Origin of the sequence: Paraburkholderia acidipaludis NBRC 101816, assembly GCF_000684975.1 — a bacterium.
GTDB classification, from domain to species: domain Bacteria; phylum Pseudomonadota; class Gammaproteobacteria; order Burkholderiales; family Burkholderiaceae; genus Paraburkholderia; species Paraburkholderia acidipaludis.
Map to the genome: position 1 here is coordinate 41,116 of NZ_BAXZ01000031.1, position 21,701 is coordinate 62,816.

The following is a 21,701-nucleotide window of genomic DNA, read 5'->3' on the forward strand; positions in this document are numbered from 1 at the left end:
CCCGGATACCGTGGCGTCAGGACGCGACGGGCGGCAGCCGCTTCGTCTTGACGCTCGCGAGCGCGACGCCCGTGATCACGCAGGCGAGCGCGATGCCATGCGCGGGCGTGGGCCGCTCGTCGAGGAACGCGATGCCGTAGAGCGCGGCGGCGACGGGCAGGACGGCCGTGAAGACGCCCGCGATGCTGCCCGGCACGTGGCGGATCCCCTTCATCCAGAGCCAGAACGAGAAGATGCTGGCGGAGAGCCCGTACCAGAGCGAGAGGCCCCAGATGCCGGCGGGCACGGCCGAATAATCGAACGACAGTGCGTAAGGCAGCCCGACCGGCAGCATCAGCAGTAAGCCGAACAGGTGCGTGTACGCGCAAATGTCGATGGGTTCGAGGGTTTGCGTGAGACGGCGCGAGAGGATCACGTAGAGCGATTCGCAGCAGACCGCGCCCAGCACCATCAGATTGCCGGCGAGCGATTGCGGCGTGCCGCCGCCGGCATGGGCGAGGTTGACGACCGCAATGCCCGCGATGGCGAGCGCGATCGACGCCAGCGCGCGAGCGTCGGGCCGCTCGCGCAGGAAGCACCACGAGAAGAGCGCGACCACGGCCGGAATGGTGCTCGTGATGACGCCCGCCGCGACGGCGCTCGTGCGATGGACGCCGCCGAGCATGAGCAGCGTAAACCCGAATGTGCCGAACAGCGCCTGCAGGAACAGATTGATCCATTCGCCGCGTTTCACGTGCCGCATTTTCGCGGCGCGCAACAATGGCGCGAGCACCGCGAGGGCAATCACGAAGCGCAGCAGCGCAAAAAGCGGAACGGGGATGAAGGCGACGATCGATTTGCCGATGCCGACATTGCTGCCCACGAGGAGCATCGCGGCGACGAGGAAAAGAGAATAGCGATTCAAGCTGGAATCCGGGCACACAGTTCAGTTAGCATTCTAAATGCCCGCTTACTACGGCGTCACACACTTGCCCGGCACCCGTCCGGCATTTGCCTTGCGCGATTGCACTGCTACATGCGTAAGTGGCCGGTAAGTTGCTACGCTTAACCTAGTCGAAATAGACGGGGCGGCCATGCCGGCTGTCCATGTATGCTGCATTGCCGCATCGCCATGCGCGCAAATCGGGGCGAGCGGCGCGTCCACGGCTTTTACGTTTCATCTTCACCAAGGGGTTGTCGATGTCTGCGATTGAATCGGTTCTTCACGAGCGCCGCGTTTTCGCGCCTTCCGCGCAAGCGGTGGCCAATGCCACCGTGTCCGGCATGGACGCTTACAAGGCGCTCGCCGCCGAAGCCGAACGCGATTATGAGGGCTTCTGGGCGCGGCTCGCGCGCGAAACGCTGACGTGGCAAAAGCCCTTCACGAAGGTGCTCGACGAGTCGAAGGCGCCGTTCTACACGTGGTTCGAGGACGGCGAGCTCAACGCCTCGTACAACAGCCTCGACCGTCACGTCGAAGCGGGCCTGGGCGAGCGTGTCGCGGTGATCTTCGAAGCCGACGACGGCACCGTCACGAACGTCACCTACCAGGATCTGCTCGCGCGCGTCTCGCGCTTCGCGAACGCGCTGAAAAAGCGCGGCGTGAAGAAGGGCGACCGCGTGGTGATCTACATGCCGATGTCGGTCGAAGGCATCGTCGCGATGCAGGCCTGCGCGCGCATCGGCGCGACGCATTCGGTGGTGTTCGGCGGGTTCTCCTCGAAGTCGCTCAACGAGCGCATGGTGGACGTGGGCGCCGTGGCGCTCATCACGGCCGACGAGCAGATGCGCGGCGGCAAGGCGCTGCCGCTCAAGAACATCGCCGACGAGGCGATCGCGATGGGCGGCTGCGAGGCCGTGCAGAGCGTGATCGTCTACCGGCGCACGGGCGGCAAGGTCGCGTGGCACGAGGGCCGCGACTGCTGGATGCACGAGCTTTCGGCCGCCGAGAGCGACACCTGCCCGCCGGTGCCGGTGGGCGCCGAGCATCCGCTCTTCATCCTCTACACCTCGGGCTCGACGGGCAAGCCCAAGGGCGTGCAGCACAGCACGGGCGGCTATCTGCTGTGGGCCGCCCAGACCATGAAGTGGACCTTCGACTGGAAGCCCACGGACGTGTTCTGGTGCACGGCCGATATCGGCTGGATCACGGGGCACAGCTACATCGCCTACGGGCCGCTCTCGATCGGCGCGACCCAGGTGGTGTTCGAGGGCGTGCCGACGTATCCGAACGCGGGCCGCTTCTGGGACATGATCGCGAAGCACAAGGTCACGGTGTTCTACACGGCGCCCACGGCGATCCGTTCGCTGATCAAGGTCTCGGAAGCCGATGCGAAGGTGCATCCGAAGAGCTATGACCTCTCGTCGCTGCGCATTCTCGGCACGGTGGGCGAGCCGATCAATCCCGAAGCCTGGGTCTGGTATTACGAAAACGTGGGCGGCGCGCGCTGTCCGATCGTCGACACCTGGTGGCAGACCGAAACGGGCGGCCACATGATCACGCCGCTGCCGGGCGCGACGCCGCTCGTGCCGGGCTCGTGCACGCTGCCGCTGCCGGGCATCATGGCCGCGATCGTCGACGAAACGGGCCAGGACGTGCCGAACGGGCAGGGCGGCATTCTCGTGGTGAAGCGGCCGTGGCCCTCGATGATCCGCAACGTGTGGGGCCAGCCCGAGCGCTACAAGTCGGGCTACTTCCCCGAGGAACTGGGCGGCAAGCTCTACCTCGCGGGCGACGGCAGCGTGCGCGACAAGGACACGGGCTACTTCACGATCATGGGCCGCATCGACGACGTGCTGAACGTCTCGGGCCACCGCCTCGGCACGATGGAGATCGAGTCGGCGCTCGTGGCCAACCCGCTCGTGGCGGAAGCGGCCGTGGTGGGCCGCCCCGACGACACGACGGGCGAAGCCGTGGTGGCGTTCGTGGTGCTCAAGAGCGCGCGCCCGCAGGGCGAAGCGGCGGTCAAGCTTGCCAGCGAACTGCGCGCCTGGGTGGGCAAGGAGATCGGGCCGATCGCGAAACCGAAGGACATCCGCTTCGGCGAGAACCTGCCGAAGACGCGCTCGGGCAAGATCATGCGCCGCTTGCTGCGCTCGCTCGCGAAGGGCGAAGCCATCACGCAGGACGTTTCCACGCTGGAGAATCCCGCGATTCTCGATCAGCTCGGCGAATCGCTGTGAGTCCGCGGCCGGCGCCAGCGCCGGCCCGCGCAAACGGGTTCCCAGGTTTTTCCCGATTTCCGGCCATGCGTGTTTTTGCTACATAGGCGCATGGCCGCGCCACACTCCGCACCCCAGAACAACGTCAATCCCCTGCCTGAGCCGCCGCCGGTCAGCGAGGCGATGGCGCTCGCGCATCGGCGCTATTGGCGCTTCAACCTCGCGCTGATCGCGGCGCTCATGACGATCGGCTTCGTGGCCTCGTTCGTCGTCCCGATCTTTGCCCGCACCCTGGCCGACGTGAGCTTCGCGGGTTTTTCGCTGCCGTTCTATTTCGGCGCGCAAGGCGCGATTCTCATTTATGTGCTGCTCGTCGCACTCTATATCGTGCTGATGCAGCGCGCCGACCGCGTGCTGCAGGCCGCGCTCGAAGCCGACCTCGCGATACGCGAGGCCAGCAAGGCGCCGCCGCGATGAAGCTCGCACACCGGCTGATCCGCTCGTACGCGCTCTACACGCTCGGTTTTCTCGCGTTCGTGTTCGTGATGTGGCGCATCGAACTGTCCACCGGCCCCGGCATGTGGATCGGCTATGTGTTCCTGTTCGTGCCGATTGCCGTCTATGCCGTGATCGGGCTGCTCTCGCGCACCTCCGACCTCGTCGAGTATTACGTGGCGGGACGCCGCGTGCCGTCGTTCTTCAACGGCATGGCCACGGCCGCCGACTGGCTTTCGGCCGCCTCGTTCATTGGTCTCGCCGGCTCGCTCTACGCCACCGGCTACGACGGCCTCGCCTACATGATGGGCTGGACCGGCGGCTACTGCTTCGTGGCATTCCTGCTGGCGCCTTATGTGCGCAAGCTCGCGCGCTATACCATCGCCGACTTCCTCGGCACGCGCTTTTCGAGCAATCTCGTGCGCGGGCTCGCCGTGCTCGCGACCCTCATCTGCTCGTTCGTCTACCTCGTCGCGCAGATCCAGGGCGTGGGACTGATCGCGATGCGCTTCATCGGCGTGGACTTCGCCATCGGCATCTTCTGCGGGCTCGCGGGAATACTCGTGTGTTCGTTTCTCGGCGGCATGCGCGCGGTGACGTGGACGCAGGTTGCGCAGTACATCATCCTGATTGCCGCGATCCTGATCCCCGTTTCGCTGATCGCACATCGCGACGGACTGAGCTGGCTGCCGCAGGTCGATTACGGCCGCCTGATGGAGCGCATGGAAACGCTGGAGGGCAAGGTGCGCGATGCGAGCGCCGAGCAAAGCGTGCGCGACGCATACCGGCAGCGCGCCGCACTCTGGCAGGCGCGGCTCGACGCGCTGCCGCAGTCGTGGGTGGAAGAAAAGACCCATCTCACGGACTCGCTCGCGGACTTGCGCCGCCACAACGGACCGCTGCGCCAGATCGATACGCTCGAGCTCGATCTGGCGTCGTTTCCGCGCGATGCGGAAACGGCGCGCATCGTCTGGACGCAGCAGCGCGACGACCTGCTGGCGCGCGCCGCTACGCCCGTGCCGATGAACGAGCCGTTTCCGGCCGATAGCGAGGCGACGCGGCGCCTGCACGAACGCAACTTCCTGTCGCTGCTGCTGTGTCTCTCGCTGGGCACGGCGAGTCTTCCGCACATTCTCACGCGCTACAACACGACGACCACGGTGGCGTCCGCGCGGCGCTCGGTGGGCTGGACGCTGTTCTTCGTCGCGATCTTCTATCTGACCGTGCCGGTATTGGCAGTGCTGATCAAATACGAAATCCTTTCGCATCTGGTGGGACAGCGCTTCGACGATCTGCCGCGCTGGGTGATGCAGTGGCAGCGCATCGACCCGGCGCTCATCAGCATTACCGACGTGAACAACGACGGCATCATGCGCTGGAGCGATATCCGGATGCAGCCCGATATGGTCGTGCTGGCCGCGCCGGAGATCGCGGGGCTGCCATACGTGATGTCGGGGCTCATTGCCTCGGGCGCGCTGGCGGCCGCGCTTTCGACCGCCGACGGCTTGCTGCTCACGATCTCGAACGTCCTCTCGCACGACGTCTACTATCACATGGTCGATCCCGAGGCTTCGAGCCAGCGGCGCGTGACGATGTCGAAAATCCTGCTCCTCGGCGTGGCGCTCTTTGCCTCGTGGGTGGCCTCGCTCAATACGGGGAACATCCTTTTCCTCGTGGGGGCGGCGTTCTCGCTGGCGGCGTCGAGTCTCTTTCCGGTGCTCGTGCTCGGCGTGTTCTGGAAGCGCACCACGCGGCTTGGCGCCGTTGCCGGGATGACCGCGGGGCTCGCGGTGTGCATCTACTACATCGTCGCGACTTATCCGTTCTTCACGCAGCTGACCGGCTTCGAGGGCGGCCGGTGGTTCGGCATCGACCCCATCAGTTCCGGCGTGTTCGGCGTGCCGGCCGGCTTTCTGGCGGCGATCGGCGTGAGTCTGCTGGACCGGCGGCCGGATGCCTATACGGTCGCGCTCGTGGACTATATCCGGCACCCCTGAGCGGCGGCGGTGGGCGTCGCGTTGTCATCCTTCTGGTCGATGCCGCCGGATCGCGCCGCTTCGTAAAGTTGTCGTCATGCCGCATTGGCACGCGCGGCGCGTGCCGGATGCGCTGCCGTTCAACGACCTGCCGGAGTGTCCTCCATGTCATCGCAACCCGTTTTTATCCCGGTCGGCGCGCTCGCCGACGGCTTCGCTCCCGAGAGCAACATCCTCGCTCCGGTCAACGACCTGTCCGGTCGCACGCTCGAACTGGCGTTCAGCGACGGTACGCGCAGCACGCTCGCCTTTGCCGCGGACGGCACGCTCCGCGCCGACGCGGGCACTAGCACCCGCACCGCAACCGGGCCGCAACCGGGCCGCGTGACCTCGGTGCGCGACGGCATTTATTTCATCGACTACGTGGGCGGCGGTGACGGTACGCGGCCTTCGACGACCAGCATCGTTGTCGATGTCCGGCAGGGCCTCTGCACGTCGGTAACGGGCGGCCTGCCGACCGAGAGCGAGGCGCGCCTCGACGCCTTTACCCGCGTGGAGCGCGGCCTGCCGCTGACGGGCGTGGCCGTGCAGATCCGCCACGGCCGGATCGTGCAGGAAGGCGCCGACGCGTCCGCCGCGCTGCATGCCCCGACGACCGAGCTGATCGGGATGCGCAACCTGTACACGTATAGCCCGACCGAACGCTACGAGCACATCTATCTGAACGAGAACTTCTATACCTGGCAGTGCCTGGCGGGCGTCGAGGCGGGGCTTGCCGACGTCGACCGCTGCTACATGATCGGGATTGCCAACAAACTCACGCTCTTTGTCTGGTGCGAGAAGATCGTCCCGACCCTCGGCGTCGTGATGATCGATCTGGAGCGGATGAAGACCGACGGCAAGATCTTCGGCTATCAGGGCAGCAATTTCGGCGCGCTGTCGAATTTCCCGGTCGGCGCGTTCGCGCAGATTCTCAATGTGACGCGGTATCCGGAATGAGCGGCGCCGCGCAACGCGAACCGCTCGCGCGCGAATTCGCGGGCAGGACGGTGCTGATCACCGGGGGCGCGCAGGGAATAGGGCGCGGCATTGCCGAAGCGTTCGCGGCGTGCGGGGCCGCGGTCGCGATCGCGGATCTCAGGATCGACGTCGCCGAGGAGGCGGCGAGCCGGATCGCGGGCACGGGCGCGCTCGCGCGCGCGTGGCAGGCCGACGTCGCCGCGCACGCACAGATCGAGGCGCTCGTTTCCGGCGTCGAATCCGCGTTCGGCCGGCTCGACATCGTGATCCATAACGCGGCGTATTTCCCGCTGACCCGCTTCGAGGCGATTACTCCCGAGATTCTCGGTCGCACGCTCGATGTGAACCTCGCTGCGCTGTTCTGGCTCGCGCAGGCCGCGCTGCCCGCGTTCCGCAGGCAGGGCGGCGGGCGATTCCTGGCGACGTCGTCGGTGACGGGGCCGCGCGTCGCGTATCCGGGGCTCGCGCATTACGCGGCCTCGAAGGCCGGCGTGAACGGCTTCATTCGCGCCGCCGCGCTCGAACTCGCCAAGGACCGCGTCACGGTCAACGGCGTCGAGCCGGGCATGATCCGCACGCCCGCGATGGACAATCTCGGCGACGCCGCGCACAACGCGCGCATTGCGGCCGGAATTCCGCTGGGGCGCCTGGGCGAGCCGGCCGATATCGCGGCGGCGATGCTTTTTCTCGCGTCCGACGCGGCTTCGTATGTGACCGGGCAGACGATTGTCGTCGACGGCGGCGCGACGTTGCCGGAGTCGACTGCTGCCCTGGCGTAAGGGCGCGCTGGCTCGAATACGCAGCGCGCGGCGCCGCCGGCCGCCACGCTATGGCTTTCCTCTCACATGTGCTCGAACGCGAGGGTAGGCACGTCGACGATCGTCGAACCGCCATCCGCGACGATCGTGGCGCCCGTGACGATCGACGCCGCGGGCGAGGTCAGGAACGCGCAGACCGCCGCGATTTCGTCGGCCTCCGCCGGGCGGCGCAGCAGCACGTCCGCGCAGACGCGCGCGTAGGCGGCGTCGAGCGGCTCCTCGTAGCGATGCATCAGCGGTTCCATTTCCGCATCGGCCATCGGCGTGCGCACCCAGCCCGGGCACACCGCGTTGACGCGCACGCCGTGCGGGCCGTAATCGCGCGCGAGCGAGCGCGTGAGGCCGATCAGCGCGTGCTTCGCCGTCGTGTAACCGCACACGGCAGGGCCGGCGACGAGCGAGGCGATGGAGGCGACGAGCACGATCGCGCCGCGCCGCGCGATCAGCCCGGGCAGGCACGCGCGCGCGCTGACGAACGCAGTGTCGAGGTTCGCGCGCATCGCGGCGGCCCAGTCCGTATCGCTCATCTCGGCCGCGGTGCCGAGCCCGTGGCCGCCCGCGCAGGCGACGAGCGCATCGATGCCGAGGCCTCCGGCATCGAGCTGGCCGACGATGCGCGCCCAGTCGTCGGCGCTCGCGGCATCGGCGGCGAAGGCAAGGCCGCCCGTTTGCGCGGCGATGCGCTCGAGCGGCTCGCGCCGGCGGCCGATCAGCACGACCCGGTCGCCGTGTGCCGCGTAGCGCTTCGCGCAGGCTTCGCCGATGCCGGTGCCGGCGCCGGTGATGAGAATGGTGCGTGACGTGGACATGCGTTTCGTTCCTTGTCGAAGGACATGCGGGCTTCCAGTCTAGGCCGGCCCCCTCCATCGGCGGAATCGGACAAAAGGATGACAACGCGGCCGGATTGCCGATCCGGTTGCCGATTCGTGCTACCGGCCGGATTTTCGCGCCGGTAGCATCGAACGGATGCATGTTTATCGTGAGGCCGCCATGTCGACCCTGTTTTGCGACGCCGTGCGCGGCGCGGTACGCGCGCGCGCTTGCGACGGCGCCGCGTCGTCCGCGGCGCTCGACGCCGGGGTGAGCGCGCTCGCGCAGCTCGTGAGGCCCTCCGCGACGGTGTTCTACCGCATTGGCGAGGATCAGGAACCTTCGGGCTTCGAACTGTTCGGCATGGCGGAGACGATGCATCGCACCTGGCTCCAGCGCTATTGCCCGCTCGACCCGCTGCATCCGTCACGCTTCGCGGCGCGGCAGGCCAATGTACTGACGCTCGACAGCGAATTGCCGGCGACCGTGCGCGGCGGCTCGATCTACTGGCAGCGCTTTCTGAACGCGTACCAGGTGGTCGACGTGATGGAAGTGCTGCTGCGTGACGGCGCTCGCCCGGCTGCCGCGTTCTCGCTGTTGCGCATGGCGCCCGCGGAGCCGTTCGCCGTCGAAGACCTCGGTCGCGCGCGCGCCGTGCAGCCGCTGCTCGAGGCCGCGCTGATTCCGGCCGTGCGCGACGAGCGCCCGTTGCGCACGGCGGCCGGCGGGCCGCGCCTCACGCATCGCGAGCAGCAGATCGCGCAGCTCGTGCGCGACGGGCGCGCGAACAAGGAGATCGCTCGCATGCTCGATCTGTCGCAGCCCACCGTGAAGACCCACCTGCTGCGGATGTATCGCAAGCTGGGCGTGTCGAGCCGCACCGAACTGATCGGCATGCTCTTTCTGTGAGAGTGCGGCGAATTATGTAAGGTGAACGTAGGGTTTCGGCCGGCACTGCGCCGGCGTGCATTGCGCGCCGCCGGCGCTCCCGTTATGCTGATCCGGCGCGGGATGGCCGCCTGGCGGAATCCGCATAATCGGCCTGTGGCGAGTCGCGCGCGTCGCGTTTCGTTTCGCAGGAGAGAAAGATGGAGTTCCGGGTTGTCGCTCTCGCCGATACCCACGATCTGTCGCACGCAGTGGATGGCTGGGAGCAGACGTATCGGCAAATCACGCCTGGCCGGTTCGAATGCACGCTGTTCCAGGCGAGCGGCGCGGATTTCCAGTTCTTCCGCGAAACGACGAACCGCCGCGTCGTGCAGGCGGGCCTGTCGCCGCAAGGGCTGTGGTCGATCGCGGTGCCGCTGCATGCGCCGATGCAGGGCACGTTTCAGGGGCGGTTCGTTGACGGCTTCGCGATCATGTCGCTTGGCGAGCGCGAGGAATTTCGCCTCTACACGCCCGAATCGATGCACTACGTCGGCGTGAGCCTGCCGGGCAGCAAAATGGAGGAACTCGTCGCGCTGACGATCGGCGAGCACGCCGTGCGGCAGCTTGCGCAGAACGTGCTGCCGATTCCCGGCGACGGCGGGGCGGAGCAGCGCGCACGTCTCGCACTCCTGATCGAGTCGGCCGAGCGGAGTCTGGCCGGCCTCGTCGATCCGGCGGGCACGAAGCCCTTCCAGGACGAAATCGTCAGTTTGCTGCTGAGCTTGCTGGAAGGCGCGACCGGCGGCACGCGCGACCTCACGCACAGCACCTACAGCGATATCGTCCGGCGTTCCGAGCGCCTCTTGCAAGAGCACGCCGACCATCCGCTGACCGTGCTCGACCTGTGCGTTCATCTGCGCTGCAGCCGTCGCACCCTGCAGACGAGCTTTCAGCGCGTCGCGAACGTGACGCCCGTCGAATACCTGCGCTCGATCCGCCTGAACGCCGTACGGCGGTTGCTGCGCTCGACGAACCCCGAAGAACTGCTGATAGGCGACGCGGCCGCGCGCTGGGGCTTTACGCATCTGAGCTATTTCGCGCGCGAGTACCGTGACCTGTTCGGCGAATTGCCCTCGCAGACGCAGCGCAAGTTCTGAATCCTGCAGTTCCTTCGTTTTCCTGTCTATTCCTGGCGCGCAGCGGGCGTTCGGCGCCCGGGTTTTCCCGCGACTCGCCACACGTTGCCGATTTGTGCTGCCGGCCTTTCCTTTTGGCTTCCTACAGTGTTCGGATCGCTGTCACGGCATGCCTTGCGCGTGCCGCGCGCACCCCGCGTGCTGCGAGCGGCACCCAATTTCCGGGGCGAAAAGCGCATCGCAAGCGGTTACGGGGACAGACTTACATGAGAGACATTCAGGCAGAGGGCCTGTATAACGGCGCGGCCGCGACGCCCGCCATGCCGTCGAACCGGCAACTCATCTTTGCGATCACGATCGGCAACGGACTCGAGTTTTTCGACCTGACCGTCTACAGCTTTTTCGCGGTGCTGCTGGGCAAGCTGTTCTTTCCGGCCGTCTCCGCTCAGTGGTAGGTGTGCTCTCCGTGATGCATTCGTTGAACGCGGGCGCGACCGGTATTCTGCTCGCCGAACTGTTCCCGAAGAGCACGCGTGCGACCGCGCTTTCGCTTGCTTATGCGGGCGGCGTGTCGATTTTCGGCGGCTTTGCGCAGTTCATCGTGACCTGGCTGATCGGCGCGACCGGCTGGCCCACTTCGCCTGCGTGGTACGTGATCGTGTGCGGGGTGCTCTCGCTTGTCGCGCTTGCATTCACCACTGATCGCTCGCGGATCGATGGGTGAGCAGAGGCGCTGTGGCACGTGATGCGAGTCAAAGCGATAGCTGGTTTCCCCTGCCGCCCGGACTCTGCTATAATTCGCGTCCCGCCGGAGAGATGGATGAGCGGTTTAAGTCGCACGCCTGGAAAGCGTGTATAGGTTAATAGCCTATCGGGGGTTCGAATCCCCCTCTCTCCGCCAGAACTTGGCGGAAAACCCCGTAAAATCAATGATTTGCGGGGTTTTTTGTTTTCCGGCTCACAATTCGACTATCAATCAGGCATTGCGCATGCTACTCCGCAGCAAGCGAGGAACTCCAACGGGCAAATGTCGGCCAGAACCGGTCAGTCGACCGCATTGCCCAGATCGTCAACAATCGAGGCAGCGACAAGCTTGGATGTAACTCGCGTGGGACCGAAATGATGAAAGAGCACTGGCAACTACCGGTGGCGGCTTCGGCATTGCTGCTGAGTCCAGAATTTGTATTTCTTCAGCGCCGCGAATGCGTATTGAGGCTGTTGATCGAAGCTGACGACGGGACCCCCAAGCCGATTGCACTCCAGTTCAGCGGGGTGGAATCATGCAAATGTACATTCTTGGCGTCCTGCACTGCAGAAATGTTCAAGCTTGCATACGGCAAGCTAATTTCTATTGAGAGTCCGTGGCTAACCGAGGTCCGAGGCACGGGAAGGAAGGATCAAGCGACCATCGATGCATTACAGCACTTTATGATTACCTTCGATGATGGGCCCTGCTACGAGATCATTTGCCGTTCTTGGACTGTCAGTGACTGATCGGTTTCGTACCAGAGGCAATCGTCGTACTCAACCGTGGGCGTAGTGCGGTCATGAGCTGCCGTTCGACTACCCCCGCAAATCGGCGACAATCCGTCGAGATCGACCGTTTTCTCAGAATCATGGAAGAGTCCAATGAAACCCGGTGAGTTGAGGTCGCTTGGCCACAATATCGCCGATTCGCTGGCTAGCGGAATCGGCTTAATGATTGGCATGTACGACTTCGATATATTTGCAGAGGCTTCAGCAAGCGCCCAAAGTTTTATCACCGTCAACTTTCTTGACGGAACGACGTTTGGTGGTCCGGTTTCTGTAACGTTGCAGCGCGCGATTCATCTTTATCGTGATGCGCTCCCGACTCTTTGCGACAAGCATTGCATCGCGTTTTCAACCATCAAAACGCTGACCGCTCGATATGGAACGGATCAGGTATACGGTCGACACTTTTCCGTCACGGTCGAAAATATAGACGGAAAGAAGACAGCAGACCAGTATGTCGGGACCTCGGGGAGATGGTTGCGCCGACTTGGATCCTGATGTTCGTCTTGGCTGCGGAGCCAGATTTTGAGGAGGCGCCGCTTAGCGCGCACGCATTGCCATGCACATGCAGGACTAGCGTCGGACGCAGTGCGGCCATAACCGGTCGATCGACATCGAAGCATAAATAGTTGACAATTCGCGATACCTCAGCAGCCGACAATTACAAGGGAGCTGGTCAATTTATCGATATGCAAAGCGAAAAGCAGAGGATCATTAAGCGCTTCATAAAAGTATATCTATCGCTATTTGCGATGATGCTGTTTGTTCTGACCGTATCGTTGATTAAGGGGGCCGGCTGGAAAGTTTTGCTGATTGGTGCGCCTCTCTTTGTTACGCTATTTCTAGGTATAACGTATCAACTAGCCAAAGAAATGCGCGGAGTCAAGCGACAGAATTCAACGTTTCCGAAGTAACCGAAATATCCCCGCGATTCCTGCGTCCTGCGTCCGCTTTGGAGACGCCTGGAGGTCCCCTGTGGGTCGGGTTATGCCCCTTGCATATCGCACACATCCGCGGCAGGTCCGTGGTCAAAGTGTGGGACTCGGTGCGGCCATGAAGCGCCCTTCAGTTGAACCGCGGGCCTGTCATCCCGGCGTCAGCTACGGATTGGAAAAGGGCCAGTCAATTCGCTGGTCTGGTGCAATTTTAGGGCGCGATACGCCGCTCCATCTGGCCGATCTCGTAGCAGTAGGTGCCGGGCAATCGCACGCTTGTTCTTACCCCCATCCTGTCTAACCTGTGCGCAATACCGTGCCAGGCTAGAGGGCGCAGCAGGATCGGGCCGCATCGCTTCGTCCGCGGAACGGACCGCCTGGTGGGACAGTTACAAGAGAAGTATTGACGCTACTCCATTCGGCGGGTAATGTTCGCCCCGAAGTTCAAGAGGTTCGATTGGTGTTCGTCAATTGCTCGCTCCCGCCGCGGTATTCGTTGTCCTCTCCCTCCTTGAAGCTTCACGCGCTCTCTAATCGAGCAAACATTCGTATTTTTCTCAAGGATTCTTCATGGAAACCGGTACCGTTAAGTGGTTCAACGACAGCAAGGGCTTTGGCTTCATCACCCCGGACAAGGGCGGTGACGATCTGTTCGCTCACTTCTCCGAAATCAGGAGCGAAGGCTTCAAGACGCTGGCTGAAAATCAGAAGGTGAGCTTCGAAACGAAGCAAGGCCCGAAGGGGCTGCAAGCGGCTAACATTAAGCCGCTGTAAAGTTGAAGAGCCCGGCCTCCTGCGACGGATGCCGGGTTGCAGCGACACCCTCGCGGAGCTTTGTCTCCCTCGTTGGCGCGATCACTCCTGATTGGCATCTGTTGATACAGCAGCGTGCCAGCGCCATACGCCTCGTTGCACCTCTTTTTCCCCTCAGGCTTCAACGCCATTTTTTTGCTTTTCGACTGCTGAAGAATTCGGCTCGAATGGCTTTGAGAATGGCTTTGAAGCGGCGCGCCCATGCACTTTTCGCACGGCGTGTGCCCACTCAAATATCATTAAAATTAAAATGAAAAACATACAAATTCAACATTACAACGGCTATGCCGTCCAATCCTCGGCGCATCGTTTGCCCGATGGCAGCTTTTCATCCAACCTGTTGCTCGAACTTATCGACGGCGAGCGAGCCGAAGGCCGCTACTCGTTCTATTCGCTCGATTACTTCAAGAGTGAAGCGCAAGCGTTGCAGCACTCGGCCCAGTGGGCACGCAACTGGGTCGACACGCGCGGTTAAAGGCGACGCCACAGTTCGAAATCCTCAACGCACCTGAAGCGCCAGGGCGCGTGCAACAAGATGCGCCCAAACACCGAACATCACGCGGGAACCCGGACGGCGCATCGTCGGCGCGCATCGGTGACAACACCAATTCCTTCTGGCCCCGCCGATAGTGGCGGGATGGATAGCGGCCTTCGGTTACAATGCAGGACTCGTTCGCTTCGCACCGCACCGAAAAGACGTGTTGGCCAGTCGCGAATCCTCCTTTAATTGATAGTCCAGCGACAACAGTGCTCGCGGGACTGTACGCCCCGACGCGCATCGGCCCGATTTTGCGAGCCACCGCGTCTGACCCATCCCCTCGCGTACCTGATTCGCCGCCCAGACGGGGCGGTCTCCATGACTTTCGGGACGCAAGAGCGGCCCAGTAATTTTCACGCTTCCCACTACCGCTCGAGCGCTTGTCGATCAACGCTCGCGGCGTCTTCCACAATGCGGCGTCCGACCCATGTCCCGCCAATTGATCAGGAACCTTGAATGGCCAAAGAAGAACTGCTGGAACTCGACGGAATCGTGGACGAAGTGCTGCCGGACAGCCGTTATCGCGTCACGCTCGACAATGGTGTCGTTGTAGGGGCGTACGCGTCCGGCCGAATTCGCAAGAATCACATTCGCATCCTTGCAGGCGATCGGGTAACGCTGGAACTCTCTGTGTACGACCTGACGAAAGGACGAATCAATTTCCGCCATAAGGATGAGCGAAGCGGTCCCGCAACGCCAAGAGCCGCATTTCGCCGTCGTTGACGGCGCGATACGCGGCCGTCGCCTGTGACCCTTACCTGTGCCACGACGCTGCGCGCACATCCACATCACGATTCGCCATTGCTGGCGGACCTCAATCAAGGAAAATAGTGACTACCGTAATTCTGAAACCCGACGAACCCGTGGAAGTTGCGTTACGCCGTTTCCGTCGTGCGATCGAGCGCACAGGCCTGATTCCGGAGCTTCGTACCCGGACAGCCTATGAAAAACCTACCGCAGAACGCAAGCGCAAAAAGGCTGCTGCAGTGGCTCGCCTGCGCAAGCAGATCAAACGGTCGTTGCCACCGAAAAAGCAGTACTGACCGGGAACTGCAGGGCAGTCTTGCAGAAGCGGTACGTCCGGTGCCCAGCCGGGCATCTCGCGTAACCTCCGCATGAGAACCGGTTCTGATCTGGGCCCAGGTGCCGGTTGAGTTCGCATAGCGGCCACTCGATTTTCTGCGATCGATAGACCGCTCCGGGTCGGAATGCGTCAGTAGCATGAAGTGCACACCTGATCAACCGATGTCGTGGATTACGCGCGCGGACCCGTTGTACACGAACCGAAGTGACGGCGCGGCGGCACCCGCGTCTCGCAGCGGTTTCCCGGTATGATCGGCAGGTACGCTGAGACATTCATCGAGGGACAACGCGCATGACCCAATCGATTCGTAGAGGCGGCCGTGGCGTCCGCCGGGCAACGCGGCGCGCCTTTGCGATCGCGACGGCGCTGGCCGGCAGCGTGGCGCTTTCGTTGGCCCAAGCCCAGACGCCGGTGCCGGACGTTCTGCAGCCCGCCGGCACGACGCACGTGGTGGCCTCGCTCGAGGCATCGGGCGTGCAGATCTACGTGTGCAGGCGCGACGCCGCGAATCAACTGGCATGGACCTTCCAGGCGCCGCAAGCCGATCTCTACGACGCCTCCGGCCAGCTCGTCGTCAGGCACAGCGCGGGACCGTCGTGGGAAGCGCCGGACGGCAGCCGGATCACCGGCAAGCTGCTGCAGCACGCCGCCAATCCCGACGACGGCGCGGCGATCCCAATGCTGCTCCTCTCATCCACCAATGCGGGCGGTCTGGGTCTCCTGAGCACGGTGCGCTACGTGCAGCGGCTTGCCACGCACGGCGGCGCGGCTCCCGCGCAAGCCTGTGTGCGCGAAGGCGAGGAAGGGCGTAGCCCCTATCTCGCGGAGTACGTGTTCCTCGAATGACCGTGGTGCGAACACACGTGTACCGTGTGGCCGCGCCACGGCACGTGTGCTGCTGGCGCAGTCGTCGTCCTGAAAGCCGAATCGTACGCGGCGCTGTTCGATCGATAGTCCACATTGAGGTGCACTGAGGGAGTGCACTGGATCTATCTTGGGTCGGAGCGTCGGTAGCCGGCGGACGGCGAAATACCGGTTCCGATGCGGTCACGGTCACAAATGGGAAGTTGCGGGTATTGAAGTCATGCGCAAGGCGTGGTGCCCGCAATGCTTCGCGGAACGGATACGGCGGCCGAACGGGATGACCGAACTTCAGCAAGCGGCCAGGGACCGCAGTGGCGAGTGTCTGTCGACGGAATATACGGGCGTCACTCACAGGTATCTGTGTCGATGCAGGGACGGGCACGAATGGTCGATGCACGGCTTTCAGATTCTCGCGGGCGGCAGGTGTGCCGTCTGTCGCACGGAAGAGCGGCAGCGGTCAGGTCTCGAACGGATGCGGACCGCCGCGAACGAGCGAGGCGGCATCTGTCTGTCCGATGCGTACATCGACAACGTACCGCCGCGCCCATCAATCAGTGGCGTTCGGCGCGCGCGCCGCTTCACGAATTCGCCCAGTTTTACGGCGTCTGAGCATTCCGCGTCCCTGCCTGCGCTTCTTTAAAGCGCCGCCCGAATCCGCTGGGCGATCGCTTCGAGCTTCGCCATGTCGGCCATTTCACGTGCGTGCGGACGCAACGTTTCGCCTTCGCGGCGCGGAATCACGTGGAAATGGACGTGCGGCACGGTCTGGCCGGCCGCCGCGCCGTTGAACTGGGCAATCAGGAGGCCTTCCGGCGCGAGCGCCGCGCGCACCGCCACCGCCACTTTCTGGGTCACGGCGATGGCCGCCATGGCGGCTTCGGCCGGGAGTTCGTAGATCTGCTCGGCCGGTGCTTTCGGCAGTACCAGCACGTGGCCGTCGGCCTGGGGCATCACGTCCATGATCGCGAGCGTGCTGTCGTCTTCGCAGACCTTGATGCAGGAGAGTTCGCCGCGCAGGATGCGCGCAAAGATGTTGTTCGGATCGTAGGCCATGGGTTCTCCCGGGTGCGCGGCTTGCGCCAGGCGTGGAAACGGTCAAACGGCGATTATGGCGCACGCTGGCGGCGTCTGTCGGCTTTCCTGCAGGATTTTGTGGCCGGGTGCATCATAAGAGTTCGCAACGAGCGCGACGACGAACGTCCTGATACGGAGCACGCCATGTCTACGACCGATCTCGAAGCAGCCCATTCCGCCCACGAGACCACCGATTCGGCGGCCTGGCGGTTTGCCGCCGACCTGCTGTCGCATGCCGACGTGCAGCTCAACGGCACGCGCGCGTGGGACATGCTCATCCACGATCCCCATGTGCCGGAGCGCGTGCTTGCGCTGGGCAATCTGGGCCTCGGCGAGGCCTATATGGATGGCCAGTGGGATTGCGAGCAGCTCGACGAATTCTTCGCCCATGTGCTGCGCGCGCACCTGGACGAACGGATCGATCCCGCGCGGCTCGTTTTCCATGCGTTGAAGGCGCGGCTCATGAACCGACAGACCGCGCGGCGTGCCTGGAAAGTGGGACAAAAGCACTACGACATCGGCAACGCGTTCTACGAGACCATGCTCGACCGCCGCATGACGTACACCTGCGGTTACTGGTCGGGGGGCGCGAAGACGCTCGACGAAGCGCAGGAAGCCAAGCTCGATCTGATCTGCCGGAAGCTCGGGCTCGAGCCGGGCATGCGCTTGCTCGATATCGGCTGCGGCTGGGGCAGCCTCATGCAGTTCGCCGCCGAACACTATGGCGTGTCGTGCGTAGGCGTGACGATTTCGAAGGAGCAGGCGGCGCTCGGCGCCGGACGCTGCCAGGGTCTGCCCGTCGAATTCCGGCTGCAGGACTACCGGCTGCTCGACGAACGCTTCGACCGCATTGCGAGCGTGGGCATGTTCGAGCATGTCGGGCCGAAGAACTACCGCACTTATATGGAGGTGGCGCACCGCTGCCTCGCCGACGAGGGTATTTTCCTGCTGCACACGATCGGCAAGAACCGCCGCGAGACCACGCCCGATGCGTGGATCGACAAGTACATTTTCCCCAACGGCGAGTTGCCGACCATCGGCCAGATCGCCGATGCCTCGGGCGGCCTGTTCGTCACCGAGGACCTGCACAACTTCGGCGCCGACTACGACCGCACGTTGATGGCCTGGCACGCGAACTTCGAAGCGGCCTGGCCGCGTTTCGAGGCCGACATGGGGCCGCGGTTCTATCGTATGTGGCGCTACTACCTGCTTTCGTGTGCGGGCGCGTTCCGCGCACGCGACATCCAGCTCTGGCAGTGGGTGCTGACGAAGAACGGGCTCTTCGGCGGCTACAGGCGCCCCGCGTCGTGAGGCATTAGTGCATGACGGCCGACACGGTGGCGATGCCGAGGATCGTCATCGCCACCGAAGCGCACACGTGGATGGCGATTTCGCCGAGCGCCCAGCCGAAGCGGCCTCCCTGCAGGTGCGAGACCACTTCGGCGGAGAAGGTCGAGAAGGTCGAAAGTCCGCCCATGAGGCCGGTGATGACGAAGAGGCGCCATTCGGGCGGCACGTCGGGCATGCGCGCGAAGAACGCGACGGCCACGCCGATCACATAGCCCGCGATCACGTTGGATGCGAGCGTGCCGAGCGGCAGTTCGGGGAAGAGTGCATTCAGGCGCAGGCCGAGCACCCAGCGCAGGAGGGAACCGAGCGCGCCGCCGATGCCGACTGCGAGTATGGACAGATACATGGTGTGAACAGGTTGTAGGCGCAAGGAAGACCCGCGAACGGCAGGCCTTACGTCGATGCCGGAGTTTAGCACCGAGCCCCTTGAACGTCGGCGCCCCAGATTAGCGTGGCCTTGGCGGCGATCGGCAGTAAAATGGCCGAGTCCCCGTCCGCTCCGAGTCACTGCATGAAAGTCGCCCTTTTCATCCCGTGTTTTATCGACGCGTTCTACCCCGAGGTGGGTATCGCGACACTCGAACTGCTGGAGCGGTTCGGCTGCGAAGTCGACTATCCCTCCGGGCAAACCTGTTGCGGCCAGCCCATGGCCAATAGCGGCGCGCAGGCCGAGGCGGCGGGCGCGGAGCGCGTGTTCGTGCGCGCTTTCGCCGGCTACGACTATATCGTCGGCCCGTCGGCCAGCTGCGTGAACCACGTGCGCGACCACCTCACCGCCATCGAGCAGACCGACGAGGTGCGCAAGGTCCGGGTCTCCACCTACGAGCTCGTCGAATTCCTTCACGACGTGCTGGGCGCGCGCGAGTTCCCGTGGGCCGAGTTTCCGTGGCGTATCGGCCTGCACAACAGTTGCAGCGCGTTGCGGCATCTGCACGAAGCCTCGATTTCGGAGGTCGCGGGCCCCGCGTTCTCCAAGCCGCGCACGCTCCTCGAAGGCGTGAAGGGTATCGAGTTCGTGCAGCCGAAACGTCCCGACGAGTGCTGCGGCTTCGGCGGCACCTTCGCCGTGACGGAGGAGGCCGTGTCCGTGCGCATGGGGCAGGACAAGGTGGTCGATCACGTGGGCGCGGGCGCGCAGTACATCGTTTCGGGCGACATGTCGTGCCTCATGCATCAGCAGGGGTGTGCCGAGCGCATGAACGCCGACGTCCGCTTCATCCATATTGCCCAGGTGCTCAACGGAGCTCGCGAATGAAGCGCGTCGAACATGCGAAGCTGGCGAGCGGTTTTCTTGCCCATCCGGAGCACGTGAGTTTCCACGACAAGCGGCTCTGGGATCTGCGCATGAAGCGCGATGCGCAGGCGCAGGCGATTCCCGAGTGGGAGACGCTGCGCGCGCTCGCTTCCGCGATCAAGGGGCACACGCTCTCCCGGCTTGCCGACTACCTCGAGCAGTTCGTGAGCAACGCCGAGGCCAACGGCGTGCACGTGCACTTCGCCGATAACGCGGAGGAGCACAACGAAACCGTGTACCGGCTGCTGAGCGAGCGCGGCATGACGGGGCTCGTGAAGAGCAAGTCGATGCTCACCGACGAGTGCGAGATGCGCCCGTATCTGGAGTCGCGCGGCATCACGGTGATGGAGACGGATCTGGGCGAGCGGATCCAGCAGCTCGATTCGCAACCGCCCAGCCATATCGTGGTGCCGGCGGTGCACAAGCTGCGCGGCGACGTGGCGCAAGTCTTCAGCCGCACGATCGGCACGGATCCGCACAACGACGATATCCACTATCTCGCGCAAAGCCAGCGCATGAACACGCGGCCCTGGTTCGTGCGCGAGAAAACGGCCGGCATGACGGGCTGCAATTTCGCGGTGGCCGAAACGGGCACGGTGGTGGTCTGCACGAACGAGGGCAATGCCGATCTTTCCGCGAACATGCCGCCGCTGCATATCGTCTCCATGGGCATCGAAAAGCTGATTCCGCGCATTTCGGACCTCGGCGTCTTTATCCGCCTGCTGTCGCGCAGCGCGCTCGGTTCGCCGATTACGCAGTACACCTCACATTTCCGCGCGCCGCGCGAGGGGGCGGAGCTGCATTTCGTCCTTGTCGACAACGGTCGTTCGGAGCGTCTCGCGATGCCCGACTTCTGGTACTCGCTCAAGTGCATCCGCTGCGGCGCATGCATGAATACGTGCCCCGTCTACCGGCGCAGCGGCGGCCTTTCGTATGGCAGCACCTATGCGGGGCCCATCGGCGCGATCATCAACCCGACCTTCGACCTCAAGCGCTTCAGCGCGCTGCCGTTCGCTTCCACGCTCAACGGCAGCTGCACCAACGTGTGTCCCGTCAAGATCAATATCCACGAGCAGATTTATCAGTGGCGCCAGGTGATCGCCGCGCGCCACGAGGTGCCCTTCGTCAAGAAGGAGGTGCTGAAGATGGCCGGGCGCCTGCTCGCGAGCCCGACACTCTATCGCGGCGCGGTGGCCTCGCTCGAAGGCGCGCTGCGGCGCTTGCCCAACTTCATGATCTACAACCCGCTCAATATCTGGGGGCGCCAGCGCGAACTGCCGCAAGCGCCGCCCATGACCTTTCACGCGTGGTACAAAAAGAACCGGCAAGGAGGCAGCGGCCATGGCCAGTCGTGAAGCGTTCATCGCACGCGTGCGCGCCGCACAGCCCGCCGCGCTCGATCTGCCCGAGGTGCCGCTCTTCGCGACGCCCGCGGGCGACCTGGGCGAGCGTTTCGCGGCGTCGCTCGCGCTGATGGGCGGCCGCGCCGTGCAGGTCGCGTCCGCGGACGCGGTACTGCCCTGGATTCACGAACGCTTCGGTCCCCGAACCGAAATCGCATCGGCGGTGCCGGAAGTTTCGGGCACGGTCGCGCTCGACGCCACGATGCCGCCGACCCAGCTCGAAAAGGTCGACGTGGGCGTCGTGCGGGCGCGCTTCGGCGTGGCGGAGACGGGCTCGGTGTGGCTCAGCGAGCGCGAATACATCGTGAACGCGCTTGGCTACATCGTTCAGCATCTGGTCGTGCTGCTCGATTTCACGCAGATCGTCGGCGGCCTGCAGGACGCGTACCGGCGCGACGATTTTCGCAGCGCGCGCTACGCGGCGCTCGTAACCGGGCCCTCCGCAACGGCCGATATTGAAGGCGTGCTGATTCAGGGCGCGCAAGGGGTGAAGTCGCTGACGGTGGTGGGGCTGCCGGCTTCGTGAGCGCGCGGCAAGCGCGTCGCG

General features: G+C 64.2%; 24 protein-coding genes, 1 tRNA gene and 1 pseudogene. 22 read left to right on the forward strand and 4 right to left on the reverse strand.

Features of this window, described 5'->3' with window-relative positions; translation table 11 throughout:
• Positions 1-16 precede the first annotated feature (16 nt).
• On the reverse strand, positions 17-904 hold the full coding sequence (locus BAC01S_RS27425; protein WP_027797634.1) for a DMT family transporter: 888 nt from the start codon (positions 902-904) through the stop codon (positions 17-19).
• 275 nt (positions 905-1,179) lie between these two features.
• On the opposite strand from BAC01S_RS27425, the gene acs reads away from it, so the two are divergent.
• From acs to BAC01S_RS27450, 5 genes are all read left to right on the forward strand, one after another.
• Positions 1,180-3,162 carry an acetate--CoA ligase gene (gene acs, locus BAC01S_RS27430; protein WP_027797635.1) on the forward strand — a complete coding sequence of 661 codons (1,983 nt, stop codon included), beginning with the start codon at positions 1,180-1,182 and terminating at the stop codon, positions 3,160-3,162.
• Between the two features lie 90 nt (positions 3,163-3,252).
• Positions 3,253-3,618 (forward strand): DUF4212 domain-containing protein, encoded by a 366-nt coding sequence (locus BAC01S_RS32815; protein ID WP_027797636.1) that lies wholly within the window; start codon positions 3,253-3,255, stop codon positions 3,616-3,618.
• Positions 3,615-5,633, forward strand: coding sequence for a sodium:solute symporter family protein (locus BAC01S_RS27440; protein WP_027797637.1), 2,019 nt, complete (start codon positions 3,615-3,617; stop codon positions 5,631-5,633). Before BAC01S_RS32815 ends, BAC01S_RS27440 begins: the two co-directional genes overlap by 4 nt.
• 144 nt (positions 5,634-5,777) lie before the next feature.
• Positions 5,778-6,611 carry a MoaF C-terminal domain-containing protein gene (locus BAC01S_RS27445; RefSeq protein WP_027797638.1) on the forward strand — a complete coding sequence of 278 codons (834 nt, stop codon included), beginning with the start codon at positions 5,778-5,780 and terminating at the stop codon, positions 6,609-6,611.
• Positions 6,608-7,411, forward strand: coding sequence for an SDR family oxidoreductase (locus tag BAC01S_RS27450; protein ID WP_027797639.1), 804 nt, complete (start codon positions 6,608-6,610; stop codon positions 7,409-7,411). Before BAC01S_RS27445 ends, BAC01S_RS27450 begins: the two co-directional genes overlap by 4 nt.
• A gap of 62 nt (positions 7,412-7,473) precedes the next feature.
• Here the strand turns inward: BAC01S_RS27450 and BAC01S_RS27455 are convergent, their stop codons facing one another.
• Entirely contained in the window at positions 7,474-8,259 is a 786-nt protein-coding gene (locus tag BAC01S_RS27455) for an SDR family NAD(P)-dependent oxidoreductase (RefSeq protein WP_027797640.1), read from the reverse strand.
• A gap of 181 nt (positions 8,260-8,440) precedes the next feature.
• Here BAC01S_RS27455 and BAC01S_RS27460 point away from each other — a divergent pair, with 181 nt between their 5' ends.
• The 13 genes and pseudogenes from BAC01S_RS27460 (at position 8,441) to BAC01S_RS27515 (ending at position 16,015) form a co-directional block, all read left to right on the forward strand.
• The gene (locus BAC01S_RS27460) at positions 8,441-9,169 is read left to right on the forward strand and encodes a helix-turn-helix transcriptional regulator (protein ID WP_027797641.1); all 729 of its coding nucleotides are present in this window, start codon (positions 8,441-8,443) and stop codon (positions 9,167-9,169) included.
• A 179-nt stretch (positions 9,170-9,348) separates the two neighbouring features.
• Positions 9,349-10,287 carry a helix-turn-helix domain-containing protein gene (locus BAC01S_RS27465; RefSeq protein WP_027797642.1) on the forward strand — a complete coding sequence of 313 codons (939 nt, stop codon included), beginning with the start codon at positions 9,349-9,351 and terminating at the stop codon, positions 10,285-10,287.
• A 245-nt stretch (positions 10,288-10,532) separates the two neighbouring features.
• On the forward strand, positions 10,533-10,721 hold the full coding sequence (locus BAC01S_RS27470; RefSeq protein ID WP_027797643.1) for a hypothetical protein: 189 nt from the start codon (positions 10,533-10,535) through the stop codon (positions 10,719-10,721).
• Positions 10,721-10,990 (forward strand): annotated as a pseudogene (locus BAC01S_RS27475) (MFS transporter); the annotation flags it as partial. The gene BAC01S_RS27470 and the pseudogene BAC01S_RS27475, both read left to right, overlap by 1 nt.
• An 86-nt stretch (positions 10,991-11,076) precedes the next feature.
• Positions 11,077-11,167: transfer RNA gene (locus BAC01S_RS27480), tRNA-Ser, on the forward strand.
• Positions 11,168-11,385: 218 nt separating this feature from the next.
• Positions 11,386-11,760 carry a hypothetical protein gene (locus BAC01S_RS27485; RefSeq protein WP_027797645.1) on the forward strand — a complete coding sequence of 125 codons (375 nt, stop codon included), beginning with the start codon at positions 11,386-11,388 and terminating at the stop codon, positions 11,758-11,760.
• 135 nt (positions 11,761-11,895) lie between these two features.
• Positions 11,896-12,297 (forward strand): hypothetical protein, encoded by a 402-nt coding sequence (locus BAC01S_RS27490; protein WP_027797646.1) that lies wholly within the window; start codon positions 11,896-11,898, stop codon positions 12,295-12,297.
• Between the two features lie 131 nt (positions 12,298-12,428).
• The gene (locus BAC01S_RS27495; RefSeq protein WP_245616707.1) at positions 12,429-12,713 is read left to right on the forward strand and encodes a hypothetical protein; all 285 of its coding nucleotides are present in this window, start codon (positions 12,429-12,431) and stop codon (positions 12,711-12,713) included.
• 591 nt (positions 12,714-13,304) lie between these two features.
• Complete coding sequence (locus BAC01S_RS27500; protein WP_027797648.1) at positions 13,305-13,508, forward strand: cold-shock protein; 204 nt, start codon at positions 13,305-13,307, stop codon at positions 13,506-13,508.
• A 289-nt stretch (positions 13,509-13,797) separates the two neighbouring features.
• Positions 13,798-14,022, forward strand: coding sequence for a hypothetical protein (locus BAC01S_RS27505; protein WP_027797649.1), 225 nt, complete (start codon positions 13,798-13,800; stop codon positions 14,020-14,022).
• Positions 14,023-14,541: 519 nt separating this feature from the next.
• A complete protein-coding gene (infA, locus tag BAC01S_RS34170) occupies positions 14,542-14,808 on the forward strand; it encodes a translation initiation factor IF-1 (protein WP_084168914.1) in 267 nt (88 codons plus the stop codon).
• Between the two features lie 107 nt (positions 14,809-14,915).
• A complete protein-coding gene (gene rpsU / locus BAC01S_RS34175; protein ID WP_084168916.1) occupies positions 14,916-15,128 on the forward strand; it encodes a 30S ribosomal protein S21 in 213 nt (70 codons plus the stop codon).
• Positions 15,129-15,460: 332 nt separating this feature from the next.
• Positions 15,461-16,015: a DUF3455 domain-containing protein gene (locus BAC01S_RS27515; protein WP_027797651.1), complete on the forward strand. Its 555-nt coding sequence runs from the start codon at positions 15,461-15,463 to the stop codon at positions 16,013-16,015.
• A 654-nt stretch (positions 16,016-16,669) separates the two neighbouring features.
• Here BAC01S_RS27515 and BAC01S_RS27520 read toward each other — a convergent pair.
• Entirely contained in the window at positions 16,670-17,086 is a 417-nt protein-coding gene (locus BAC01S_RS27520; protein WP_027797652.1) for an HIT family protein, read from the reverse strand.
• Positions 17,087-17,251: 165 nt separating this feature from the next.
• On the opposite strand from BAC01S_RS27520, the gene cfa reads away from it, so the two are divergent.
• Complete coding sequence (cfa, locus tag BAC01S_RS27525) at positions 17,252-18,418, forward strand: cyclopropane fatty acyl phospholipid synthase (protein ID WP_027797653.1); 1,167 nt, start codon at positions 17,252-17,254, stop codon at positions 18,416-18,418.
• Positions 18,419-18,422: 4 nt separating this feature from the next.
• Here cfa and crcB read toward each other — a convergent pair whose 3' ends face one another.
• Positions 18,423-18,803 carry a fluoride efflux transporter CrcB gene (gene crcB, locus BAC01S_RS27530; protein WP_027797654.1) on the reverse strand — a complete coding sequence of 127 codons (381 nt, stop codon included), beginning with the start codon at positions 18,801-18,803 and terminating at the stop codon, positions 18,423-18,425.
• Between the two features lie 165 nt (positions 18,804-18,968).
• On the opposite strand from crcB, the gene BAC01S_RS27535 reads away from it, so the two are divergent.
• The 3 genes from BAC01S_RS27535 to BAC01S_RS27545 are packed head-to-tail and all read left to right on the forward strand — an operon-like array spanning position 18,969 to position 21,680.
• Positions 18,969-19,712, forward strand: coding sequence for a (Fe-S)-binding protein (locus BAC01S_RS27535; protein ID WP_027797655.1), 744 nt, complete (start codon positions 18,969-18,971; stop codon positions 19,710-19,712).
• The gene (locus tag BAC01S_RS27540; protein WP_027797656.1) at positions 19,709-21,106 is read left to right on the forward strand and encodes a lactate utilization protein B; all 1,398 of its coding nucleotides are present in this window, start codon (positions 19,709-19,711) and stop codon (positions 21,104-21,106) included. Before BAC01S_RS27535 ends, BAC01S_RS27540 begins: the two co-directional genes overlap by 4 nt.
• Entirely contained in the window at positions 21,093-21,680 is a 588-nt protein-coding gene (locus tag BAC01S_RS27545; RefSeq protein ID WP_027797657.1) for a LutC/YkgG family protein, read from the forward strand. The genes BAC01S_RS27540 and BAC01S_RS27545 overlap by 14 nt, the downstream gene beginning before the upstream one ends.
• The last annotated feature ends 21 nt before the right edge of the window (positions 21,681-21,701 follow it).

Coding starts and splice junctions, on each gene's coding strand:
- acs (WP_027797635.1), top strand. CDS start 1,180: ATGTCTGCGATTGAATCGGTTCTTCACGAGCGCCGCGTTTTCGCGCCT.
- BAC01S_RS32815 (WP_027797636.1), top strand. CDS start 3,253: ATGGCCGCGCCACACTCCGCACCCCAGAACAACGTCAATCCCCTGCCT.
- BAC01S_RS27440 (WP_027797637.1), top strand. CDS start 3,615: ATGAAGCTCGCACACCGGCTGATCCGCTCGTACGCGCTCTACACGCTC.
- BAC01S_RS27445 (WP_027797638.1), top strand. CDS start 5,778: ATGTCATCGCAACCCGTTTTTATCCCGGTCGGCGCGCTCGCCGACGGC.
- BAC01S_RS27450 (WP_027797639.1), top strand. CDS start 6,608: ATGAGCGGCGCCGCGCAACGCGAACCGCTCGCGCGCGAATTCGCGGGC.
- BAC01S_RS27455 (WP_027797640.1), bottom strand. CDS start 8,259: ATGTCCACGTCACGCACCATTCTCATCACCGGCGCCGGCACCGGCATC.
- BAC01S_RS27460 (WP_027797641.1), top strand. CDS start 8,441: ATGTCGACCCTGTTTTGCGACGCCGTGCGCGGCGCGGTACGCGCGCGC.
- BAC01S_RS27465 (WP_027797642.1), top strand. CDS start 9,349: ATGGAGTTCCGGGTTGTCGCTCTCGCCGATACCCACGATCTGTCGCAC.
- BAC01S_RS27470 (WP_027797643.1), top strand. CDS start 10,533: ATGAGAGACATTCAGGCAGAGGGCCTGTATAACGGCGCGGCCGCGACG.
- BAC01S_RS27485 (WP_027797645.1), top strand. CDS start 11,386: ATGATGAAAGAGCACTGGCAACTACCGGTGGCGGCTTCGGCATTGCTG.
- BAC01S_RS27490 (WP_027797646.1), top strand. CDS start 11,896: ATGAAACCCGGTGAGTTGAGGTCGCTTGGCCACAATATCGCCGATTCG.
- BAC01S_RS27500 (WP_027797648.1), top strand. CDS start 13,305: ATGGAAACCGGTACCGTTAAGTGGTTCAACGACAGCAAGGGCTTTGGC.
- BAC01S_RS27505 (WP_027797649.1), top strand. CDS start 13,798: ATGAAAAACATACAAATTCAACATTACAACGGCTATGCCGTCCAATCC.
- infA (WP_084168914.1), top strand. CDS start 14,542: ATGGCCAAAGAAGAACTGCTGGAACTCGACGGAATCGTGGACGAAGTG.
- BAC01S_RS27515 (WP_027797651.1), top strand. CDS start 15,461: ATGACCCAATCGATTCGTAGAGGCGGCCGTGGCGTCCGCCGGGCAACG.
- BAC01S_RS27520 (WP_027797652.1), bottom strand. CDS start 17,086: ATGGCCTACGATCCGAACAACATCTTTGCGCGCATCCTGCGCGGCGAA.
- cfa (WP_027797653.1), top strand. CDS start 17,252: ATGTCTACGACCGATCTCGAAGCAGCCCATTCCGCCCACGAGACCACC.
- crcB (WP_027797654.1), bottom strand. CDS start 18,803: ATGTATCTGTCCATACTCGCAGTCGGCATCGGCGGCGCGCTCGGTTCC.
- BAC01S_RS27535 (WP_027797655.1), top strand. CDS start 18,969: ATGAAAGTCGCCCTTTTCATCCCGTGTTTTATCGACGCGTTCTACCCC.
- BAC01S_RS27540 (WP_027797656.1), top strand. CDS start 19,709: ATGAAGCGCGTCGAACATGCGAAGCTGGCGAGCGGTTTTCTTGCCCAT.
- BAC01S_RS27545 (WP_027797657.1), top strand. CDS start 21,093: ATGGCCAGTCGTGAAGCGTTCATCGCACGCGTGCGCGCCGCACAGCCC.